24 protein-coding genes are annotated in these 21,445 nt (G+C 59.2%); 13 read left to right on the top strand and 11 right to left on the bottom strand.

From position 1 onward, the window contains the following. The first annotated feature begins 47 nt into the window (after nucleotides 1-47). The 4 genes from ccoG to ccoS all read left to right on the top strand — a co-directional run bounded on the left by ccoG (nucleotide 48) and on the right by ccoS (nucleotide 4,415). On the top strand, nucleotides 48-1,496 hold the full coding sequence (gene ccoG, locus TM5383_RS03645; protein WP_058317693.1) for a cytochrome c oxidase accessory protein CcoG: 1,449 nt from the start codon (nucleotides 48-50) through the stop codon (nucleotides 1,494-1,496). Further along, nucleotides 1,493-1,954 carry a FixH family protein gene (locus tag TM5383_RS03640; protein WP_058317692.1) on the top strand — a complete coding sequence of 154 codons (462 nt, stop codon included), beginning with the start codon at nucleotides 1,493-1,495 and terminating at the stop codon, nucleotides 1,952-1,954. Before ccoG ends, TM5383_RS03640 begins: the two co-directional genes overlap by 4 nt. Nucleotides 1,955-1,958: 4 nt before the next feature. Further along, the gene (locus TM5383_RS03635; RefSeq protein ID WP_058317691.1) at nucleotides 1,959-4,151 is read left to right on the top strand and encodes a heavy metal translocating P-type ATPase; all 2,193 of its coding nucleotides are present in this window, start codon (nucleotides 1,959-1,961) and stop codon (nucleotides 4,149-4,151) included. Nucleotides 4,152-4,256: 105 nt separating this feature from the next. Further along, a complete protein-coding gene (ccoS, locus tag TM5383_RS03630) occupies nucleotides 4,257-4,415 on the top strand; it encodes a cbb3-type cytochrome oxidase assembly protein CcoS (protein ID WP_058317690.1) in 159 nt (52 codons plus the stop codon). Between the two features lie 80 nt (nucleotides 4,416-4,495). Here the strand turns inward: ccoS and TM5383_RS03625 are convergent, their stop codons facing one another. The 4 genes from TM5383_RS03625 to TM5383_RS03610 form a co-directional block, all read right to left on the bottom strand. After that, nucleotides 4,496-5,860: a D-alanyl-D-alanine carboxypeptidase family protein gene (locus tag TM5383_RS03625; protein ID WP_231725022.1), complete on the bottom strand. Its 1,365-nt coding sequence runs from the start codon at nucleotides 5,858-5,860 to the stop codon at nucleotides 4,496-4,498. Between the two features lie 258 nt (nucleotides 5,861-6,118). Next, on the bottom strand, nucleotides 6,119-6,634 hold the full coding sequence (locus tag TM5383_RS03620; protein WP_058317688.1) for a GNAT family N-acetyltransferase: 516 nt from the start codon (nucleotides 6,632-6,634) through the stop codon (nucleotides 6,119-6,121). A gap of 8 nt (nucleotides 6,635-6,642) precedes the next feature. Beyond that, on the bottom strand, nucleotides 6,643-7,182 hold the full coding sequence (locus tag TM5383_RS03615; protein WP_058317687.1) for a helix-turn-helix domain-containing protein: 540 nt from the start codon (nucleotides 7,180-7,182) through the stop codon (nucleotides 6,643-6,645). A gap of 61 nt (nucleotides 7,183-7,243) precedes the next feature. Further along, on the bottom strand, nucleotides 7,244-7,948 hold the full coding sequence (locus TM5383_RS03610) for an HAD family hydrolase (protein ID WP_058317686.1): 705 nt from the start codon (nucleotides 7,946-7,948) through the stop codon (nucleotides 7,244-7,246). 166 nt (nucleotides 7,949-8,114) lie between these two features. Between TM5383_RS03610 and clpS the strand changes: the two genes are divergently transcribed. The 4 genes from clpS (at nucleotide 8,115) to hemF (ending at nucleotide 11,459) form a co-directional block, all read left to right on the top strand. Continuing rightward, nucleotides 8,115-8,438, top strand: coding sequence for an ATP-dependent Clp protease adapter ClpS (clpS, locus tag TM5383_RS03605; protein ID WP_197407359.1), 324 nt, complete (start codon nucleotides 8,115-8,117; stop codon nucleotides 8,436-8,438). A 27-nt stretch (nucleotides 8,439-8,465) separates the two neighbouring features. Then, nucleotides 8,466-9,464 carry a class I SAM-dependent methyltransferase gene (locus tag TM5383_RS03600; protein WP_058317684.1) on the top strand — a complete coding sequence of 333 codons (999 nt, stop codon included), beginning with the start codon at nucleotides 8,466-8,468 and terminating at the stop codon, nucleotides 9,462-9,464. A gap of 38 nt (nucleotides 9,465-9,502) precedes the next feature. Next, nucleotides 9,503-10,300, top strand: a complete 798-nt coding sequence (locus TM5383_RS03595; RefSeq protein WP_058317683.1) for an SDR family NAD(P)-dependent oxidoreductase — start codon at nucleotides 9,503-9,505, stop codon at nucleotides 10,298-10,300. A gap of 265 nt (nucleotides 10,301-10,565) precedes the next feature. Further along, nucleotides 10,566-11,459 (top strand): oxygen-dependent coproporphyrinogen oxidase, encoded by an 894-nt coding sequence (gene hemF, locus TM5383_RS03590; RefSeq protein WP_058317682.1) that lies wholly within the window; start codon nucleotides 10,566-10,568, stop codon nucleotides 11,457-11,459. 149 nt (nucleotides 11,460-11,608) lie between these two features. Here hemF and TM5383_RS03585 read toward each other — a convergent pair whose 3' ends face one another. Both TM5383_RS03585 and TM5383_RS03580 read right to left on the bottom strand, forming a co-directional pair. Beyond that, nucleotides 11,609-12,571 (bottom strand): acetyl-CoA carboxylase carboxyltransferase subunit alpha, encoded by a 963-nt coding sequence (locus TM5383_RS03585; RefSeq protein WP_058317681.1) that lies wholly within the window; start codon nucleotides 12,569-12,571, stop codon nucleotides 11,609-11,611. 116 nt (nucleotides 12,572-12,687) lie between these two features. Further along, complete coding sequence (locus TM5383_RS03580; protein ID WP_058317680.1) at nucleotides 12,688-13,275, bottom strand: LysE family translocator; 588 nt, start codon at nucleotides 13,273-13,275, stop codon at nucleotides 12,688-12,690. 73 nt (nucleotides 13,276-13,348) lie between these two features. Here TM5383_RS03580 and TM5383_RS03575 point away from each other — a divergent pair, with 73 nt between their 5' ends. Further along, entirely contained in the window at nucleotides 13,349-13,801 is a 453-nt protein-coding gene (locus TM5383_RS03575; protein ID WP_058317679.1) for an Lrp/AsnC family transcriptional regulator, read from the top strand. A gap of 142 nt (nucleotides 13,802-13,943) precedes the next feature. Further along, on the top strand, nucleotides 13,944-14,780 hold the full coding sequence (locus tag TM5383_RS03570; RefSeq protein ID WP_058317678.1) for an AraC family transcriptional regulator: 837 nt from the start codon (nucleotides 13,944-13,946) through the stop codon (nucleotides 14,778-14,780). 78 nt (nucleotides 14,781-14,858) lie between these two features. On the opposite strand, the gene TM5383_RS03565 is transcribed toward TM5383_RS03570, so the two are convergent. Continuing rightward, nucleotides 14,859-15,818 carry an L-malyl-CoA/beta-methylmalyl-CoA lyase gene (locus TM5383_RS03565; RefSeq protein ID WP_058317677.1) on the bottom strand — a complete coding sequence of 320 codons (960 nt, stop codon included), beginning with the start codon at nucleotides 15,816-15,818 and terminating at the stop codon, nucleotides 14,859-14,861. 275 nt (nucleotides 15,819-16,093) lie between these two features. Here TM5383_RS03565 and dgcN point away from each other — a divergent pair, with 275 nt between their 5' ends. Further along, nucleotides 16,094-17,095 carry an N-acetyltransferase DgcN gene (gene dgcN, locus TM5383_RS03560; RefSeq protein WP_058317676.1) on the top strand — a complete coding sequence of 334 codons (1,002 nt, stop codon included), beginning with the start codon at nucleotides 16,094-16,096 and terminating at the stop codon, nucleotides 17,093-17,095. 85 nt (nucleotides 17,096-17,180) lie between these two features. After that, nucleotides 17,181-18,146 (top strand): N-acetyl-D-Glu racemase DgcA, encoded by a 966-nt coding sequence (dgcA, locus tag TM5383_RS03555; RefSeq protein ID WP_058317675.1) that lies wholly within the window; start codon nucleotides 17,181-17,183, stop codon nucleotides 18,144-18,146. Nucleotides 18,147-18,164: 18 nt separating this feature from the next. Here dgcA and TM5383_RS03550 read toward each other — a convergent pair whose 3' ends face one another. After that, on the bottom strand, nucleotides 18,165-18,623 hold the full coding sequence (locus tag TM5383_RS03550; RefSeq protein WP_058317674.1) for a DMT family transporter: 459 nt from the start codon (nucleotides 18,621-18,623) through the stop codon (nucleotides 18,165-18,167). Nucleotides 18,624-18,729: 106 nt separating this feature from the next. Between TM5383_RS03550 and TM5383_RS03545 the strand changes: the two genes are divergently transcribed. Then, on the top strand, nucleotides 18,730-19,593 hold the full coding sequence (locus TM5383_RS03545; RefSeq protein WP_058317673.1) for a D-amino-acid transaminase: 864 nt from the start codon (nucleotides 18,730-18,732) through the stop codon (nucleotides 19,591-19,593). A gap of 317 nt (nucleotides 19,594-19,910) precedes the next feature. Here the strand turns inward: TM5383_RS03545 and TM5383_RS03540 are convergent, their stop codons facing one another. Genes TM5383_RS03540 through TM5383_RS03530 form a run of 3 tightly spaced genes read right to left on the bottom strand, consistent with a single transcriptional unit; the run spans nucleotide 19,911 to nucleotide 21,359 of the window. Beyond that, the gene (locus TM5383_RS03540; protein ID WP_058317672.1) at nucleotides 19,911-20,228 is read right to left on the bottom strand and encodes a DUF1244 domain-containing protein; all 318 of its coding nucleotides are present in this window, start codon (nucleotides 20,226-20,228) and stop codon (nucleotides 19,911-19,913) included. Between the two features lie 30 nt (nucleotides 20,229-20,258). After that, complete coding sequence (locus TM5383_RS03535) at nucleotides 20,259-20,603, bottom strand: 5-carboxymethyl-2-hydroxymuconate Delta-isomerase (protein WP_058317671.1); 345 nt, start codon at nucleotides 20,601-20,603, stop codon at nucleotides 20,259-20,261. Nucleotides 20,604-20,618: 15 nt separating this feature from the next. Beyond that, nucleotides 20,619-21,359 carry an N-formylglutamate amidohydrolase gene (locus tag TM5383_RS03530; RefSeq protein ID WP_058317670.1) on the bottom strand — a complete coding sequence of 247 codons (741 nt, stop codon included), beginning with the start codon at nucleotides 21,357-21,359 and terminating at the stop codon, nucleotides 20,619-20,621. Between the last annotated feature and the right edge of the window lie 86 nt (nucleotides 21,360-21,445).

Here is a 21,445-nt window from a genome sequence, read left to right as displayed (position 1 = left end):
GAGTCTGTGAAAAGATACTGAATTCTCTAGCCAAACGGAGCGAGTCCGTGTCGCAAACCCAACCCGATACCCCCCCGAGCCTTTATGCCGCCCGCGAGCCTGTCTTCCCGCGTCGTGTCAGCGGTGCCTTTCGCAATATGAAATGGGTGATCATGGCGATCACTTTGGGTATCTATTACCTGACGCCTTGGATCCGCTGGGATCGTGGCCCGAATCTGCCTGATCAGGCTGTTTTGGTCGATCTGGCGCACCGCCGCTTCTATTTCTTCTGGATCGAGATCTGGCCGCACGAATTTTACTTTGTTGCCGGCCTCTTGGTGATGGCGGGATTGGGGCTGTTCCTGTTCACCTCGGCATTGGGGCGTGTATGGTGTGGCTATGCCTGTCCACAGACTGTTTGGACCGACCTGTTCATTCTGGTTGAACGCTGGGTCGAGGGCGACCGTAACGCCCGTCTGCGTTTGCACCGTCAGAAAAAGTGGGACGCGCGTAAGCTTCGGCTGCGTGTGACCAAGTTTGTCCTGTGGTTCCTGATCGCGCTGGCCACGGGCGGTGCGTGGGTCTTCTACTTCACCGATGCACCGCAGCTGGCGATGGATCTGGTGACAATGAATGCGCACCCGATTGCTTATTCCACCATGCTGATCCTGACTGCGACCACCTTCTTCTTTGGTGGGATCGCGCGTGAACAGATCTGTATCTACGCGTGCCCCTGGCCGCGTATTCAGGCCGCGATGATGGACGAAGACACCCTGACCATCGGCTACCGCCACTGGCGTGGTGAGCCGCGCGGCAAGCTGAAGGGTAAGAAGGCGCAGGCTGCGGATGCAGCACCGCAGGGTGATTGTATCGACTGTATGGCCTGTGTGAACGTCTGCCCGATGGGCATCGACATTCGCGATGGGCAGCAGATGGAATGTATCACCTGTGGTCTGTGCATCGACGCCTGTGACGATGTGATGGCCAAAATCGGCAAGCCGCGTGGTCTGATCGATTATCTGGCGCTGACCGATGAGACCGCCGAACAGGCTGGCAAACCGCCCAAATCGGTGTGGAAGCACATCTTCCGTCCGCGTACGATCCTCTACACCTCGTTGTGGTCTGCCGTGGGTGTGGCGCTGTTGGTGGCGCTGTTCATTCGTCCGGTCATTGAACTGACCGTCGCACCGGTGCGCAACCCGACCTATGTGCTGTTGTCTGATGGAACCATCCGCAACACCTATGATGTGCGTTTGCGGAACAAAAATGGCGATGATCGCCTGTTCGAGATTACCATTTCCGGCAACGACGACCTGTCGGTCCGCCTAGAAGGTGTCGAAGGGCAGACTGTAAACGTTCCGGCTGATACCATGAGCCTGCAACGTGTCTACGTGACTGCGCCCAAGGGCACAGAGGCGTCGCTGTCAGAACGTGTCGATTTCCGTATTTGGGTCGAAGACACCAGCAATGGGGATCGTGCGTTCAAAGACACTATCTTTAACGGAAAAGGAAACTGACCGTGACCAAGGAACTGACCGGTAAACATGTTCTGGCAATCTTTGTCGTGGCCTTCGGGGTCATCATCGCGGTGAACATCACCCTTGCGGTGAACGCGGTGAAAACCTTCCCTGGGCTGGAGGTAAAGAACTCTTACGTCGCTTCGCAGCAGTTCGACGAACGCAAAGCGGCGCAAGAGGCGCTGGGCTGGGATGTGGCCGGCACCCATGAGGCAGGCGTACTGCGCCTGTCGATCCGCAACGCTGACGGCACCCCTGTTGAGGTGTCGTCGCTCTATGCGGTGCTGGGGCGCGCGACCCATGTGGCCGATGACGTCGAACCTGCCTTTACCTTCGATGGCACGGATTATGTGGCGCCGATGGAATTGGCCGATGGCAACTGGAACCTGCGCATGCGGGCTGAATCGGCGGATGGTACGCCGTTCAATCAGCGCGTCATTGTAAGCGTGGTGCGCTGATCCCATGACCGAAGCCCTGCGTCCCCAACTGGCAGCCTGTCCCGCCTGTGTCGCCGCGCCCTCGGCCGACGCAATTGCTGATGCTAGTGCCCCGACAGAGGCGCGGCTGGCGTTGTCCGTACCTGCGGTGCATTGCGCCGCCTGTATCACCACGGTGGAAAAGGCATTGGCGGCGGTGCCAGGGGTGCGTGAGGCACGGGTCAACCTGACGCTGAAACGGGCATTGGTCGAGGCGGATCCAGAGGTGACGCCAACCCCGCTGATCGCCGCGTTGGAGGATGTGGGTTATCAAGCGCATGAGCTGGATGCAGGCGCGCTGAGCGCGACTGAAACGGATAAGGCAGGGCGCGAACTGTTGATGCGGCTGGCGGTTGCTGGCTTTGCCTCGATGAACGTGATGTTGCTGTCGGTGTCCGTCTGGTCGGGGGCAGAGGCCGCGACGCGGGACATGTTCCACTGGATCTCTGCCGCAATTGCACTGCCGACCATTGTGTTTTCCGGTCAGCCATTTTTCCGCAATGCTTGGTCTGCGCTGAAGGCGGGGCGTCTGAATATGGATGTGCCGATTGTGCTGGCGATTGTGCTGGCGGTTGTCACATCGCTTTGGGAAACCTCGCTGTCGGGCGAACATGCCTATTTTGATGCGGCTCTAACATTGGTGTTTTTCCTGTTGGCGGGCCGTTATCTGGACCATCGCACCCGCGCCGTTGCCCGTTCTGCCGCCGAAGAGCTGGCCGCGCTTGAGGTGCCCCGCGCGATCCTGCTGCGTGACGGCGAAGAGGTAACCGTGCCCGTGGCCGAAGTTGCCGTTGGCGATCTGGTGCTGGTGCGCCCGGGTGGGCGGATGCCGGTGGACGGGGAAATTGTCGAAGGCACCTCAGAACTGGACCGGTCGCTGCTGACGGGTGAAACCCTGCCGGTCTTCGCAGCCGCCGGACAGATCGTGTCCAGCGGGGAGGTCAACCTGACCGGCCCGCTGGTGGTGCGTGCCACCGCCGTGGGTAAGGATACGTCGCTGCATCAGATGGCCGAACTGGTCGCCATCGCGGAATCGGGACGGTCGCGCTACACCTCGCTGGCGGATAGTGCGGCGAAACTCTATGCGCCCGGTGTGCATATCCTGTCGGCGCTTAGCTTCCTTGGTTGGCTGATTTATTCCGGTGACATGCGCACCTCGCTGAATATTGCGGCTGCGGTTTTGATCATCACCTGTCCTTGTGCGTTGGGTCTGGCTGTGCCTGCGGTGACCACTGCGGCCTCTGGCCGGTTGTTCCGCAAGGGAATGCTGATCAAACACTCCACCGCGTTAGAGCGGCTGGCACAGGTAGACACGGTGGTGTTCGACAAAACCGGCACGCTGACCGCTGGCACGCCGGAACTGACCAACCTGTCCGACCATACGCCTGCGCATGTATCTGTGGCGCTGGCATTGGCGGCTGGGTCATCGCACCCGCTGTCACGCGCGCTGGTCGCTGCTGCAGAGGGCGCAGATGTGGCTGAGGTGACAGATCTGCGCGAGGTTCCGGGCTACGGGACCGAGGCGGTTTGGAACGGCAAACAGGTCCGTCTGGGGCGTGCCGCATGGGTGGGCGCGGAAAACGCCAGTGTTAGTGCCGCATTGACCGTTAGCTGGTTGGCGATTGAGGGCGAGGCGCCCGTGGCCTTCACCTTCACCGACCGTCTGCGTGATGGTGCGGCAGAGGCGGTATCTGCCCTGCAAGCGGCAGGTAAGGACGTGTTGCTGATCTCTGGTGATACCACCGGCGCGGTGGAGGCGCTGGCAGACCGGCTGGGCATCAAGAACTGGATGGCCGAGGCACTGCCTGCCGATAAATCCGCGCGGGTGCAGATGCTGACCCAGCAGGACAAAAAGGTGCTGATGGTCGGTGACGGCCTGAACGACACGGCCGCTTTGTCGGCGGCGCATGTGTCTATTTCGCCTGCATCTGCCCTGGATGCGGCGCGGGTGGCATCTGATATCGTGCTGCTGGGCGGGGACCTGTCGCCCATCGCGGATGCGCTGGACACGGCGCAATCGGCGACGAAACGGATCCGCGAAAACTTCCAGATTGCTACGCTTTACAACGTAATCGCTGTGCCGATTGCGGTGATTGGTCTGGCCACACCCTTGGTCGCGGCCTTGGCCATGTCGTCCAGTTCGATTACAGTGTCCTTGAACGCGCTGCGTCTGCGTTAACCACTTCGCGGCAAAACTTGCGCTACCTCAAAGCGGCGGTTTGCAGTCATCGTTAGGGTGCGCGTCTGACCGCCGCTATGGCATCCGCACCAAAGGAACCTTTCGATGGAAATCATCGCCTATCTGATCCCGATCTCCCTCCTTCTTGGGGGCGTGGGGCTTGGCGCTTTTGTCTACACGGTGCGCAGCAATCAGTATGACGACCCCGAGGGCAACAGTCAGCGTATTCTCAGTGATGAGTATGACGACAAGCCGAAAGGCTAACGCTCTGCAGGTCGTCAAAACAAAGCCCCCGCTGGCGTATGCGCAGCGGGGGCTTTGTTTTGTGCTGTTGCGGGGGCGATTTAACCCGGCCCAACCATGAAGCAGGTTACTTGCCGCGCCTGTAGGCGGCGGCAGGCCAGATCGGCCTTTTCCCGTGGCATGCCCATGAACTGCGCGTCAAAGCCTGCTTTGCGTTTCACTACCTTGCGCAGCGAACCGTCCAGCGTGGTCATCTCCGTCAGTGCGGTTTTGACCAGCATCCGTTCTGCCGCATAACGGCTGGGGAAACGGCCCACGTTGATGCCCCAATGGTTGCCGCCCGATGTGGACAGGCGCGCAACCACCTCTTGCCCATCTTCGGTTAGGGTGGGGGTCAGGGTAGGCGCGGGGGCGACAGGTTCGGCGGGCGCGGTGCTGGCCAGAACGACCTCTTTCGCCTCCATTTTGGGTTTGGGGCGGGTGTTTGCTTTGGCTTCTGCTACGGCTTGGTTGATTTCATCACTCAGCGCCAGCAGTACGGGTGCCTTTTCAGGGGCAGCGCCTGGGCGGGCGACGGGGCGTAGGCTCTTCTTCACCGTGGTGACCGTGCGGATGGTTTTGCCAGTGCCGGGTTCTGCGCCATAGACAGGGCGTGCAGGTTTGCGCACCGCCACGCGGGTCGGCGCCTTGCGGAAACCCATGTCCAGCAGCTCCGCTACCCGTTTGTTGCGCGTCGCGGTGGAGCGGCCACCAAAAACGGTTGCAATAATGCGTTCCTTGCCGCGCTCTGCGGAGGCCACCAGATTGAAACCTGCCGCGCGGGTGTAACCGGTCTTGATCCCATCCGCGCCGCGATAGTTTGCAAGCAGGCGGCGGTTGGTGTTGTTCACCTTCTTGACGCCAGCGTCGGTCGATTTGCGTGAGAACAGGTTGTAGTATTCTGGGTAGTCATAAAAGATGTGCCGCCCCAGCGTGGTCATATCCCGTGCGGTGGACATGTGGCCGTTTTGGGTCAAGCCATGAGCGTTCTTGAAGGTGGTGCGCGACATTCCCAGGGCCTTGGCCGTGCGGTTCATCCGGGCTGCGAATGCTTTTTCCGAACCTGAGATCGCTTCGCCGATCGCAGTTGCGGCGTCATTGGCGGATTTGACCGCGGCCGCGCGGATCAGGTAACGCAGCTTGATGCGCTGACCAGCCACCAGCCCCAGTTTCGAGGGTGGTTCAGAGGCTGCATGTTTGGAAATGCGGACCTTGGTGTCCAGACTGATCTCACCGCGCTCTACCGCTTCAAAGGCGATGTAGAGGGTCATCATTTTGGTGAGGGATGCGGGATGCAACCGTGTGTCAGCATTGCGCGAATGGATCACGCGCCCATCGCGGGCGTCGACAACCATCGCTGCATAGGGCGCTGCCTGCACCCGCTGCGGAAGCGCAGCAAAGGTCGTAATGAGGGTGAGAATCAGCATGCCAAATAGAACATGCCGCCCCTGACGGAGTCGTTCGGTAACTGCCATATCTGCCTCTGCACTGCCGGATTTGGTCCGGTCTGGCTAAATTTGCTTTCCCTAAGGCTAGCATAGAGAGGCCTTTGAATAAAGCGCGCATTGTTACATCCGCGTTACCGCTTTCGGATGTAAACAGTGGTCGGAAACGTCAAAATTGGGCAGATTTGGTATCCAATCCCGCCTGTAGCCCTAGGCAGGCCTGACGACACTGAGGTGGCCCTAGTTAAGTGGCTTGAACATATAGGTGGTCGAATCGAGTTGTTGGCCCGTGATGTCTAGGCAGTAACCGGGAATCACCCCAGCGGTCTGAAATCCCAGATCGCGGTAAAGCGGTTCAGCGCTGTCACCGGTGCGGGTGTCTAGGGTTAGCAGGCTCTTGCACATATTCCGCGCTGCCTGTTCCAGATGCTGCATCAACTGCCGCGCCAGACCTTTGCGGCGGTGTGTGGGGTGCACCAACAGTTTGGACACCTCTGCACGATGGGGCTGATTGCCCGGCATCGCGGTGATCAGCGTGACCACTGCAACGGCGCGCCCTGCCTCCACCGCCACAAACAGACGTCGTGCGCCGGTTTGCACCTCTGCCAGCAGGCCCTGCCAGAACGCGCGGGCGTCGCTTAGATCATGAGGCAGGATAAAGCCAACGCTGGCGCCATCCAGCACACAGGCGTGCAAGATGTCGGCTAGGTCATCCAGCCCCGCGCGCAACTCTTCAGCGGTCCATTCGGTGATCATGATCCCTCTCACAGTAAAAACAGGTGATAATGCGCGTCCTCGGCGCTGGTTTCAAAACAGGTGGCGCCGTAGAGCCGGTATCGCAGGCAGTCGCCGGTGTTCAGGTGGTGTGCATGACCCTGGACCGTCACGGCCAACTGTCCCGACAGAAGCAACAGGTGGTGTTCCAGCCCCGCCCGCGGAGGTGCGTCATAGCTCAGCCGTTGGCCAGCAGGCAGGCGGCAGTCCAGCCATTCGCCTGCCAGATCGGCGCTGGGCGGGGAAACCACGCTGCGCTGAAATCCGGTTTTGGGATCAGACCATGATTTGCGTGCCGTGGCAGGAATGACAGCGGGCGCCTGATCCTCCACCAATGCCAAAAGGCGCGACATAGAGGTGCCATAGGCGCGGCACAGCTTGGCAAGCGTATCGGTGGTCGGGCTGACCTGTGCCTTTTCCAAACGGGCCAACGTGGCACGACTGACGCCGGTTTCCTGCGCCAGCTGATCCAGCGTCCACCCTGAGTGGCCGCGCAGCTGGCATAACTGTTGGGCGAGAAGGGTATCCATGGGTTGTTCTCTTAGGGATTCTCAAAAAAGAGAATATTGACCACAAAAGAGAAGGCAACCTTTAGCCTTGTTCAATCCGTTCAATCAACGCTGGCAGCTGCCCCAAGTGATCCAGTGCCTGATATTTGGGCGAAGCGTCTGGGGCAGGGGCCTTTTCAAAGGCCCATTCTTCGCCATGCGGGACGTAAATTCCCCAGCCACCGGCATCCACCATCGGCACGACATCGGATTTCATCGAATTTCCCGCCATCAATCCACGCGCGGCTCCGTCGCCATGATCGGCAAAGATACGGGTGTAAACGGCAGGGGTTTTGTCGCTGACGATTTCGACCCCATCAAACAGATCGCCCAGACCCGACTGTGCCAGTTTGCGTTCCTGATCCAACAGGTCGCCCTTGGTGATCAGCAACACGCGGTGGGTGCTGGCGATGGCCTCTACCGCCTCCTTTGCGTGGGGCAGCAGTTCGATCGGGTGCTGCAACATATCCTGTCCGGCATCGATCAGTTCGCGCAACACCTCACCGGGCACACGATTTTCCGTTACCTCCAAGGCGGTTTCGATCATCGACAGGACAAAGCCCTTCACCCCGAAACCATAGTGGCCCAGATTCCGCCGTTCTGCCGCCAGTAGGCGGTCGCTCAGATGGTCGCCATCCACGTGTTCGCGCAGCAATTCTGCGAATCGGTCCTGCGTGATGCGGAAAAACCGTTCGTTGTGCCAAAGCGTGTCATCGGCATCAAAGCCGATTGTGGTGAGCTTCTGCATGAAAAATACCCTCGAATCGCGTGCCTTCAGGGCCTAGCGGATGGCTGACCTCTTTTCTAACCTAAAACACAGGTTATATAGACCGTTCAAAAGCACGCCGTGCAAAACCTGTAAATGATTGCTGAAGACGTTTCTCATGATTGACCCCAATGTACAGATCACCGTGATGACTTCGGACAAAGACGACGATTTCGGCGGTGACAGCTCTGTCGCGCTTCAGACCCGCCCCAAAACCAAACGCCCGCCGATGTATAAGGTGATGCTGCTGAACGACGACTACACCCCGATGGAATTTGTGGTGCAGATCCTAGAGCGTTTCTTTGGCATGAACCATTCGCAAGCGTTTGAGATCATGCTGACCGTGCACAAAAAGGGCGTTGCCGTCGTGGGCGTGTTCAGCCACGAGATCGCGGAAACCAAGGTGACGCAGGTGATGGATTTCGCCCGCCGCCATCAGCACCCGCTGCAATGCACCATGGAAAAGGAGTGATCCGTTCACGGATCGCCGGTTAATTTGATGTCTCATCCGCGTTTGTCGCTGGCCCTGAACGGGGGCGGTCTGTCCCTGTCTGAGGGGCGCATTGTTGTTTTCGGCGCCCGCAGCGATCTGGATCTGCGTGACCTGCCGCAGGATCAATGTCAGCTGGTGGTGGGGTATAAGCCTGACCACGATCGTTTCGCTGCCGCAGGCTGGGATGTGGTGACCGCGCCGTCAGGCGATTTTGCCACTGGTTTGGTTTTCCTGCCTCGTGCGAAGAAGCTGGCCAAGGCGATGGTGGCCGAGGCGCTGGGCCTTGGCGTGCAGACCTTGGTGATCGACGGGTTGAAGACCGAAGGCATCGACAGCCTGCTGAAAGAGGTGCGCAAGGCCGCACCGCTGCAAAACTCCATCTCCAAGGCGCATGGCAAATTGTTCTGGGTTGCGGCAAGTGATCTGGGCGATGCGCTCAACGCTTGGGCCGCCCCTGCGCGGCAAGAGGTTGGCGATGGGTTGATCACCGCGCCCGGCGTCTTTTCCGCCGATGGCATTGATCCCGCGTCGCGCCTCTTGGTCGATGCGCTGCCTGCGAAACTGGGCAAACATCTGGCCGACCTCGGTGCTGGTTGGGGCTATCTGTCCCGCGCGATCCTATCCCGTGACACGGTGAAATCGCTGGCACTGGTTGAGGCAGATCACACCAGCCTGTCCTGCGCCCGTGAGAACGTGACAGATGAACGGGCGTCGTTTTATTGGGCAGATGCCACCAATTGGCGCTCAGACCGTTTGCTGGACGGGGTGATCATGAACCCGCCGTTTCACACCGGACGGGCGGCAGAACCGCAATTAGGTCAGGCGTTTATCGCCAATGCGGCGCGCAATCTGGCGCTGTCTGGTCAGCTGTGGTTGGTGGCAAACCGCCAATTGCCCTATGAGGCAACACTTGCCCAACTGTTTCTGGATGTGGAAGAAATAGCTGGCGATAACCGATTCAAGGTTCTACATGCGGCGCGCAAGCGTCGCGTGGGCAAAGCGTAAGACGCAACTCTAGTTCAGGCTTCGTTTAGGAGACATCCATGTCATTTGCGATTTCGGGCAAGACGGCCATCGTCACTGGCGGGGCCAACGGCATTGGTCTGGCAATCGGCCGCCACTTCTTGGACAAGGGTGCCAATGTCATCTTTGCCGATATGGATGAGGAAAACCTGATCCGGGAACTTGGCCCGAATGAGGAAGGCAATGCGCATCGCTATTTCGCGGGTGATCTGCGCGAAAAGCTGACGCTAGCGAATCTCCTGTCGGCCACTTTGGATGCCTTTGACAGTGTCGATATTCTGGTCAACGCCTCGCGCCAGATCATCGCCGCCGATCCATTGAACAGTGACGACGCGATGGAGATGATGTTGCAGCAGAACCTGCTGACATCGCTCAAGCTGTCGCAATTGGTGGCGAAGCGGATGATCAAACAGGCGGAAGAGGGTGGTGAAGGCACGGTGGGGACCATCGTAAACATCTCCTGCATCGCGGCACGACGCACCAGCCCAGAGTTGCTGGCCTATTCGGTGTCCACTGCGGCGCTGGATCAGATGACCCGGTCGATGGCCGTGGCGCTGGCACCGAACCGCATTCGGGTGAACGGTCTGGCTTTTGGGTCTGTTATGTCGAACAGCCTGAAGGAAACCCTGCGCGAAAACGGTGAGTTCCGCGATGAAATTGAAAACCGCACCCCACTGGGCCGCATTGCTGCCCCCACTGAATTGACCGAGGCGGCGCAATTCCTGGCCTCTGACGCATCGGGGTTCATGACCGGTCAGATCATGACCGTGGATGGTGGTCGTACGCTGATGGATCCGGTGACGGCACCTGCGCACTGATCTGAGTTAACTGCCCGGGTCACGAAGTGAGCCGGTTCGCGCACCCCAAAATAAAACTGGCCGCCCCCAAGGCGGGCGCGAATTTCCGACGACTGCATAGTACGCAAGCGTTTCGTTTGGATGCGCGGTAGAGCTAGATATCAAGCCGCCTTCGGGGCGGACGCGAACCTCCCGTAGCACTCTTATCTCCACGCGACCTATCGCACGCTTTCCGCCCTTCGCCGCACCTGCTACACCCCTTGCAACAGGATGAAGGAGCGCCGAGATGTCGGAAGAGTTTGCACAGGAAAAGCAACGCGCCAGTACGTGGTTCCGCGAATTGCGGGATCAGATCGTCACCGCCTTTGAGGCGCTAGAGGACAGTCAGGCGACCGGCCCCTTCGCAGATCAACCTGCGGGCCGGTTTGAAGTGACGGAAACCAAACGCGCCTCTGCGGACGGATCAGATGCTGGCGGCGGTTTGATGAGCGTGATGCGCGGCGGCCGTGTGTTCGAAAAGGTCGGCGTGAATATCTCCACCGTTTATGGTGAGTTGGGCGAACGCGCGCAAAACGCCATGGCCGCACGCAAGGGCATTCCGGGGATGAAAGAGGATCCGCGCTTCTGGGCGTCGGGCATTTCGCTGGTCGCACATATGCAGAACCCCCATACCCCTGCGGTGCATATGAACACCCGCATGTTCTGGACCCCGCATGCGTGGTGGTTCGGTGGCGGGTCGGACCTGAACCCCTGCATCGAATATGATGAGGACACGGCGCACTTCCACGCCGTGCAGCAGGAATACTGCGACAAGCACGATACCGCCTTTTATCCGCGGCTGAAGGAATGGGCCGACGAATACTTCTTCGTGCCGCACCGTGGCCGTGCGCGTGGGGTTGGGGGGATCTTCCTTGATGATCACAACTCTGGTGACTGGGAAAAGGATTTTGCCTTCATTCAGGACGTTGGCCGTGCCTTCCTGCCCGCCTTCCTGCCAGTAACGGAAAAGCGCCGGACGCAAGAGTGGTCGGATGCTGACAAGGATCAGCAGCTCCAGCACCGCGGCCTCTATGCGGAATATAACCTTGTTTATGATCGCGGGACCAAGTTCGGTCTGGAAACTGGCCATGACGCCAACGCCGTGTTGATGAGCCTGCCGCCGATGGCGAAGTGGGTTTGATCTGACGCGATGGGCGTGAGGCCCCGGATCACGTCCGGGGCGCGAACAAGGCCACTCCCGCCCCGGGCCTGACCCGGGGCCTCACCGTAAGAAAAAGGCCACGTCGTTTGTAGCGACGCGGCCTTTTCTATTTCGAGGAAAGGGAGGCGTTACGCCGCCAGCCCCTTGCTGCCCATGTCGAGGAATTTCTGGCGACGATCTTTCACCAGTTTCTCACGCGATTGACCGGACAGTTCGTTCAGCATGGTCTGGATCGCGTCACCGACGGCCTTGATCGAGGCGTCTGCGTCACGGTGTGCGCCACCCAGCGGTTCGCCGATCACGCGGTCAGCTACGCCCAGTTTGTTCAGATCCTGCGCGGTCAGGCGCAGGGCCTCGGCCGCTTCGCGCATCTTTTCGGCGTCTTTCCACAGGATCGACGCGCAGCCTTCGGGGCTGATGACCGAGTAAACCGAATGTTCCAGCATCGCCACGCGGTTCGCGGTGGCAAAGGCAACCGCGCCGCCCGATCCGCCTTCGCCGATGACGATGGAAATCAGCGGCACACCGATTTGCAGGCATTTCTCTGTGGAACGCGCGATGGCCTCGGACTGACCACGCTCTTCGGCGCCTTTGCCGGGGTAAGCGCCGGGGGTGTCCACCAGCGTGACGACGGGCAGGTTGAACTTGTCGGCCATTTCCAGCAGACGCACGGCCTTGCGGTAGCCCTCAGGGCGCGCCATGCCGAAGTTGCGTTCAATGCGGCTCTTGGTGTCGTTGCCCTTTTCATGGCCGATCACCACCACGGGGGTGTCACCAAAACGTGCCAGACCGCCCATGACCGCATGGTCATCGGCAAAGTTACGGTCGCCGGCCAGCGGGGTGTATTCGGTGAACAGCGCGTCGATGTAATCTTTGCAATGCGGGCGGTCGGGGTGGCGGGCCACCTGACATTTGCGCCACGGCGTCAGCGACTTGTAGAGGTCGGCCAGCATGTCGGACGCTTTCTTGTCCAGCGCGGCGGCTTCCTCTTCGATGTCCATCTCCTCGTTCTGGCGGGCCATGGCGCGCAGCTCTTCGGCTTTGCCTTCAATCTCGGCAAGCGGGCGTTCAAAGTCGAGGTAGTTGGTCATGTTCTGTCACTCTCCAGTATTGGAACGCAGGATATATGGCGTTGTGCGGCCCTAGATGCAACATCCCAAGTGACGTAAGGGCGTTTGCAGCGGGAAATTCCCCGTAAAATCGCGCATTACAGTACGGGCAACAGCGACGCGACTAGCAAAGCAGCCATCGTGACGTTGAACACCCGCAAGCGTAGTGGTGACGACAGCACGCGACTCATCTGTTGGCCTAGGATGGTCCAGCTGCTGACCGTGGGCAGGTTAATCGCGCCAAAGATCATGGCCACCACCAGCACCGACCACATGCTGCGATCTGGCGCATACAGCGTGATCGCGGTCAGCGCCATTTGCCACGCCTTGGGGTTCACCCACTGAAAGGCCGCAGCCTGTAGGAAGGTCATCGGTTTGCCCGTACGCCCGCTGGTGTCTGGCATGCCGGCATTTGCGATTTTCCACGCCAGCCATAGCAGATAGGCGATGCCAGCCACTTTCAGCACGGTGTAGGTCACAGGGACCGCATCAAACAGCCCCATCAACCCGACGCCGACCAATGCCACCATCACCGTGAACCCAACCGCGATCCCCAGCATATGCGGGATTGACCGGCGAAACCCGTAGTTCGCGCCAGAGGTCATCAGCATCAGGTTATTCGGCCCCGGCGTGACCGAGGTGACAAAAGCAAAGGCGGCGAGGGCGGGGATCAGGTCGTAAGTCATGACGGCAACATTATGCTGGTGATTGCGCCATGAAATTGCGATTGATGGTGTGTGATAGGAAAAGGTGCAACTAATGGCGAAGCAGGACCGAATTAACGACAAGATATTGCAAGAGTTGTCGCGCGATGGCCGCCTGTCCAATCTGGAACTGGCGGATCGTGTGGGCCTGTCGCCTTCGGCCTGTCTGCGTCGGGTGCAAGAGCTGGAGCGCAGCGGCGTCATTCAGGGCTACCGCGCGGTGATCAGCCCAGCAGCGCGGGATGTAGGGTTCGTGGCTTATATGACCGTGGGGCTGAACCTGCACACCAAACAGGCGCAGGAGGCATTTGAACGCTCGATCGCGTTGGCGCCTGAGGTGCGGGAGTGTCACAACATTACCGGCACGGTTGAATACCTGCTGCGGGTCGAGGCGCGCGATCTGGTGGATTACAAACGTTTTCACACCGATGTTCTGGGCACGCTGGATCAGGTGAATTCGATCACCACCTTTGTCGTCATGGGATCCCCTAAGGATGAGAGGGCTTGAGTGTGTTGGGGCTTTGCCCCCTGCGCCTGTGGCGCATTCCCCCAGAGTATTTTTGGAACATTGAAAAGGCGCGGGGCAGGTCAGCAAGACTTGTTCATCCTAGGTGAGGCATTCAGGTCATGCGAAATGAGATGAGGGCGTGATGAGCCAGAATTACGAGGACCGGATTCGCCGTGTGGTGCGCTATATCCACGAAAACCCCGCGGGGGATCTGTCGCTGGATCGTCTGGCGGATGTGGCGGCGATGTCGCGGTTTCACTGGCACCGGGTGTTTCACGCCATGATGGGGGAAACCTGCGCCGATATGGTGCGGCGGGTGCGGCTGCATCAGGCGTCATTGATGTTAGCGCGTGGTGAATTGCCTGTGGCCGAGGTGGCCCGGCAGGTGGGCTATCCCACCCCGCAGAGCTTTGGCCGTGCCTTCCGTGCCGCCTATGGCGTGACCCCTCTGACGTTTCGCAAACAAGGCGTGCCGCTGGTGGCGCTGCGCCAGATGAAACCAGAGGAGTTCAGGATGTTTGAAGTTGTGATTGAAGAGCGTAAGGAAGCGCGGTTTGCGGGGCTGTCCCATGAGGGGTCTTATAACGGTATCGGTGCCAAGTTTGAGGAATTGGCAGCCTTGGCCACCACGCGGGGGCTGTGGCCGCAGATGCAGGGTATGGTGGGGATCTACTGCCATGATCCGAGCGAAACGCCAGAGGCGGACCTGCGCAGCTATGCGGCGCTGATTCTGGGGCCAGACGCGGATGTGCCAGAGGGGCTGGAGGCGCAGACATATCCCGCCGGTCGGGTGGCGAAGCTGACCTACAAGGGACCCTATTCCAACATGTCAGAGGCCTATCATTACCTTTACGGCCGCTGGTTGCCCGAAAGTGGGGAAGAGGCGGCGGACCTGGCGCCGTTTGAGGTCTATTTGAATTCCCCCATCGACACGGCGGCAGAGGATCTGCTGACCGAGGTCTGTGTCGTTTTGAAATGACGCGCTAGGTCGCGTGCAACCCATGAAAAAGGGCGCCCGTGCAGGGGCGCCCTTTGTTTTTGATGTTGTGGCACAGTCTTAGCTGTTTGCGATCAGCTCGGCCTGGGCAACGATCACCTCGGCCTGTTTGATGGATGCGATGTCCACCAGACGGCCTTTGTAAACAGTGGCGCCTTCGCCGTTGGCTTTGGCCTGTTCCATCGCCGCCAGAATTTCGCGCGCTTCGGTCACGGCCTCCTCGGACGGGGTGAACACTTCGTTTGCCAGTGCGATCTGTTTGGGGTGGATGGCCCATTTGCCAACCATGCCCAGCGTGGCCGAACGTTTCGCCTGCGCGATGTAGCCTTCATCATCGGAGAAGTCGCCGAACGGACCGTCCACCGGCAGAACACCGTGGGTGCGGCAGGCGGCGACGATGGCGGCCTGTGCCCAGTGCCACGGATCGGACCAGTGTTTTTGGCCTTCGTGCAGCATGTAGTAGTTTTCCTGCGTGCCGCCGATGCCGGTGGTCTGCATACCCATGGAGGCGGCGAAGTCCGCAGCGCCCAGGCTCATCGCGGCCATACGGGGGGAGGCTGCGGCGATCTCTTCGACGTGGGCGATGCCGGCGGCGGATTCGATGATCACCTCAAAATCGATGCGCTTGGTGCGGCCTTTGGCAGCCTCAATCGCGGTGACCAGCGCGTCAACGGCGTAGATGTCTGCGGCGCAGCCCACTTTGGGGATCATGATCTGATCCAGACGGTCGCCGGTTTGTTCCATCAGGTCCACAACATCGCGGTACCAATACGGGGTGTCGAGGCCGTTGATACGGACCGAAATAGTCTTGTTGCCCCAGTCGATGGTGTTGATCGCCTCAATCGCGTTGGCGCGGGCCATGTCCTTGTCCGAAGGCGCGACCGAATCTTCGAGGTCGATGTTGATCACATCCGCAGCGGACGCCGCCATTTTGGCGAACAGTTTGGTGTTCGAGGCCGGGCCGAACAGCTGACAGCGGTTGGGGCGGGCAGGTGCAGCGGGTTGCAGGCGGAAGCTCATATCGCGATTCCTCTGAGTAACGAAATTACAGATTGATTTGAGATAGGGTTATTAAATTGCGCGATGCCTCGCAAGGTTATTTTGCAGCTGCGGCATTTTACGATACGTGACGGTGATTAATTCGGAAGCAGAGTGAAAACTTGAAAGATGCTCCCGATTTTTTGCGCATTTGTGATGATATTTTGTGTGGCGGTGCAGAATTTACTCAAATTCGCAAAACAATCCCGCGCGAAAGCCGGAAAACTGCGTCGGCTACATGAAGGAAAGGCGCGACCATGATCAAGACACCCTATCTGCTGTTCCTGGGCGACGCGCCCGACCAACTGGCGGCCAAAGTGGCCCAAGGCATCAAGGACTGGCGTCCTGAGTTCGCCGTTGGCCAATTCCGTATGGACGGCTGCAAGGCCGATATGGGCCTGCCGGACATGACGCTGGAAGAGGCGAAAGCCGCTGGCGCCAAGACGCTGGTGATCGGCGTGGCCAACCGTGGCGGCGTGATCAGCCAAGCGTGGAAAAAGGTGCTGGTTACGGCACTGGAAGAGGGTTTCGATCTGGCGTCCGGCCTGCACAACCTGCTGCAGGACGAAGAGGATCTGGTTGCCGTGGCCAAAGCCACCGGTCAGGACCTGCACGATGTCCGCGTGCCCGAGGTGGATTACCCAATTGCCAACGGCAAGAAACGCACCGGTAAACGTCTGCTGGCGGTCGGCACCGACTGTTCCGTGGGCAAGATGTACACCGCCCTGTGCATGGAAAAGGAAATGCGTGAACGCGGGATGAAAGCATCCTTCCGCGCCACCGGCCAGACGGGCATCCTGATCACCGGCGACGGTGTGCCGCTGGACGCGGTGATTGCCGATTTCATGGCGGGTTCCGTTGAATACATCACCCCCGACAATGACGCCGATCACTGGGACATCATCGAAGGGCAGGGCAGCCTGTTCCACGTGTCCTACTCGGGCGTGACCATGGCGCTGATCCACGGTGGTCAACCCGACGCGCTGGTGGTGTGTCATGAACCGACCCGCGATCATATGCGCGGTCTGCCCGATTACCAACTGCCGACGCTGGAAGCGGTGCGCGACATGGCGCTGTCGCTGGCCAAGGTGGCAAACCCTGCCTGTCAGGTTGTCGGCTATTCGATCAACACCCAGAACATGCCCGAGGATGAGGCGCGCGCCTATTGCGCCAAGGTCGAGGCAGAGCTGGGCCTGCCCGCCACCGATCCGTTCCGCTTTGGTGCGGGCAAACTGGTGGATGCGTTGGACGCGATCTGATCTAATCCTTTCTGAGAGGCCGGAGTGTGCAGAACCCTCCGGCCTTTTGAGTATTTGAAGAACATTGAAAGTGGGAGGATGGCGCGTGACCATCACCGTTCAGAAAGACGTCTTTAAACTGGCGCAGGTCTTTACCATCAGCCGCGGCAGCCGCACCGAAGCACAGGTGCTGACGGTGCGCGTGGAACGGGACGGTCATGTCGGTTGGGGCGAATGCGTACCTTATGCGCGCTACAATGAAACACTGGATTCTGTCGCTGCTGAAATCGCATCGCTGCATAGTGACGTGACGCGCGAGGCCTTGCAGGGGTTGCTACCCGCTGGCGCGGCGCGCAATGCGGTGGATTGTGCGCTGTGGGATCTTGAGGCGAAACAGGCCGGAAAGCGCGTTTGGGAATTGGCTGGACTGCCTGCGCCGCGTCCTGAAATCACCGCTTACACTTTGTCGCTGGCCGCACCCGAAGAGATGCGCGAACAGGCGGCGAAGAACGCCCATCGTCCGTTGCTGAAGATCAAGTTGGGCACGCCCGATGATATGGCCCGTCTAGAGGCCGTACGCGCCGGCGCGCCGGATGCGCGGATTATTGTGGACGCCAACGAGGGGTGGAGCGCTGAGGTCTACGCCGATCTGGCGCCGCATCTGGTGCGTTTGGGCGTTGATCTGGTCGAACAACCATTGCCCGCAGGCGAAGATGATGCGCTGATCGGCATGGAACGCCCCGTTCCCGTTTGCGCCGACGAAAGCTGCCACGACCGCACGTCGCTGCCCAAGCTCAAAGGCAAATATGACGTGGTGAACATCAAGCTCGATAAAACCGGCGGGCTGACCGAGGCGTTGAAACTGCGCGAAGCGGCGCTGGCTGAGGGTTACAAGGTAATGGTTGGCTGTATGGTCGGATCCTCGCTGGCGATGGCACCTGCGACCCTTGTGGCACAGGGCGCGATGGTCACTGATCTGGATGGCCCGCTGTTGCTGGCCGAAGATCGCGACTGCCCGCTGCGTTTTGATGATGCGGGGGTGCATGGGCCTGATGCGGCGCTTTGGGGGTGATCGTTGCGGGGCGCCGGTTTAACCGCGCCCTGCGATTTGGGTCAGGAAAACGCCTGCGCCCATCACCGCAATTCCGGCCATGCGGGTTGCGGTCAACGGGTTCGGCGTTGCGCCAAACAGGCCGAAATGGTCGATGATCGCGGCCGAAATCAGCTGCCCCAGCAGCACAAAGAACACCGCATTGCCGACCCCGAAACTGGGGGCAATCCAGGTGATCGACAAAACGTAAAAGGCAATCAGACTGCCGCCCAGAAACAGATGCGGCGGCGCGCTCAGCGCGCCCCTCATCGAGGCGCCTGTTGTCAGGTTTGCAACCGCGAACACCACCAGTGCCGTGGACAGGGCCACAACAAAAAGGATCACCGCTGCCGCCACCGGCGACCCCAATTTTTGCCCCAGCGCAGCGTTCAGCGCGGCCAACATGGGCACGCCGATCCCGGCGATCAGCATAATCAAGGCAGAGTGTGTCGCAGGCATCGGTACTTCCCCTTTGTGAGATTTGCCGTTAGGCCGATAACCAAGCCAAAACAGGAGAGGGGCACCGCGTCAATCATCGACAGGGGCCTAGCATAGGAGAAACAGCATGACCCGTACCGTATTTGTAAATGGCGAATACCTGCCAGAGACCGAGGCCAAAGTGTCGATCTTTGACCGTGGTTTCCTGATGGCGGATGGCGTTTATGAAGTCACCAGTGTTCTGGGCGGCAAGCTGATTGATTTTGAAGGCCACGCTAAACGTCTGGAACGTTCGCTGAATGAACTGGATATGCAGAAGCCCGAAGAATTTGATGATCTCTTGGACATCCACCGCAAACTGGTCGAGCTGAACGGCATCGAAGAGGGCATGATCTACCTGCAGATCACCCGTGGCGCGCCGGATGATCGTGATTTCGTCTTCCCCGATCCCGAAGCGACCCGCCCGACGCTGGTACTGTTCACCCAGAACAAACCCGGTCTGGCGGCAAATCCTGTGGCTGACAAAGGCATCAAAGTGATCTCGATCGAGGATATCCGTTGGGGCCGTCGTGATATTAAAACCGTACAGCTTCTCTACCCGTCGATGGGCAAGATGATGGCCAAGAAGGCAGGCTGCGATGATGCGTGGATGGTTGAGGATGGCTATGTGACCGAAGGCACCTCTAACAACGCCTATATCGTCAAGGATGGTAAAATCATCACCCGTGGACTTAGCAACGACATCCTGCACGGCATCACCCGCGCCGCTGTTCTGCGCTTTGCCCAAGAGGCGCAGATGGAAGTGGTTGAACGCCCCTACACGATCGAAGAAGCACAGGCTGCGGATGAGGCGTTTGTAACCTCGGCCTCGACCTTCGTTATGCCGGTTGTAGAAATCGATGGCGCCGCTGTTGGCGATGGTCAGGTTGGCCCCGTGGCCAAACGCCTGCGCGAGATCTATTTGGACGAAAGCCTGAAGACCGCAATCTGAGGTCTGAGGCGATCATTTTACGTAAATATCAAGGCGCTCCTTCGGGGCGCCTTTTTTCGTTGTGACATACACTTAGCCTACGACGGCCTGCGGAATAAGGCATCAATATCAAAAAGATATATGTAATATATACGATTATAATCCTTAGCATTTGCGCTTTTCAGTTGAAATGCTTGTGGGATTGCAGATAACCAACTGCCGGGGCAACTCATGTGAGTGGCGCTGTTTCAGCGAGAGTTGCCCTAGGCTTCTGTCCGCCGGGGGGCGGGCAGAAGCTGCCTATAGGTTGTATCGCGATAGGGCGTGTTTGAAACCGCTCAGGATTTGGGTTCGCCGACGTTTTCTGCAAACGCCTGTTTGAACTCAGCCTGCTTTTCCGGGCTGGCGTCGGTCTGGTAGTTCGCCTTCCACTCATCCATGGTCATGCCATAGAAAATTTCGCGCGCTTCGTTTTTGTCCATTTCAATCCCGCGTTCGTTGGCAGCTTCCTGATACCAGCGGCTCAGGCAGTTGCGGCAAAATCCGGCGAGGTTCATCATGTCGATGTTCTGCACATCGGTGCGCTTTTCCATCAGGTGTTCGCGCAGTGTGCGGAAGGCTGCGGCTTCCAGCTCAATACGGGTTTGGTCGTCCATTCCGGTCTCCTTTGAAGACGTGTGCTGGGGTTACAGCACACGTTTGGCATATGATGCGCCATGCAGTTCCACGGTTTCGACTGTCAGGCTGCCCACTTGAGGGAGGTGGGATTGTAGCGTGGACAGTACAGCGCTTGTCAGTTGCGATTTGGTGTCATCATCGCGTCCCGGCAAGAGGCGTAGTGTGGCATGCACGAAACTTTGTGGATCTGTGCCGATAACGCTGTAGGTTGCTGCACTGGCACGGATCTTGAGGTTTGCGGGCTGCGGAAAGGTCGTGTGCTTGGCGAGTGTGTCAAACAGCGCCTGACACAGGGCCGGCATGTCGTGGCTTTCGTCCAGACCATTGGAAAACTCTAGGACAAGATGGGGCATTGTGCGCTCCTTTGGTTAAACGCCGCTGCGATGTAGGGCATCCAGCAGGATCGGCGCCAAGCGATTGGCCCAGCCGGTTTGCTGCTGTTCGGTTTCGATCAGATCGTTGCGGATTTCCACTAGTGCGTTCGGGCGGCCGTGGGTTGTGGCGTGGGTGTCGATCGCATCGCCTGGCAGGTAGCCGGTGTATGGTTCGTTATCGCCGACACACAGATCGTCCTCTTCCTCAAGACGTTGGATCAGCGGTTGCGCATAACGGCCATCTTCGGCCCACAGAACGCCGATGTGCCACGGGCGTGGCGCGCGGCCCTGCATTTGTGGGGTGAAGGAATGCATGGCGATGATGATCGTATCCTCACGTCGTGCTGCCAGATCCGCTAGCGCGCCATGATAGGGATCGTAGAGCGCGCTGCGGCGGCGTTCGACCTCATCGGCATCTGCATGGCGGTTGGCAGGAATGATCGCGCCATCTGACAGTTTCATCAGCAGGGTCGGGTCATCGGCGCCACGATTGGGATCAATCACAAGACGTGAGAAGTTGGATAGAACCGCCGCACAGCCCAAGACATCCGCCAGTGCGCGTGTCACACCTGCCGCGCCCACGTCATAGGCAATGTGGCGTGACATATCCGCAGCACTGATCCCCAGATCCCCACCATTGATGAAATCTGGCACGGTATTGGCAGCATGGTCGCAGGTTATTAGGAAACGGCTATCGCGATCGCCGCCGTGAATGTCGAAGGGCTGATAGGTCATGAAACTTTCACTTGGTTTGAAAACGCTCTATGCCAATTTGCAACGGAATGGAATTGTTTCTGCTTTGCGTCATGCGTATAAAGCGG

This window comes from Thalassovita mediterranea, assembly GCF_001458435.1.
Classification (GTDB): Bacteria; Pseudomonadota; Alphaproteobacteria; order Rhodobacterales; family Rhodobacteraceae; genus Thalassobius; species Thalassobius mediterraneus.
The sequence above is the reverse complement of the archived record's forward strand: the minus strand, read 5'-3'. Positions and strand labels throughout refer to the sequence as shown.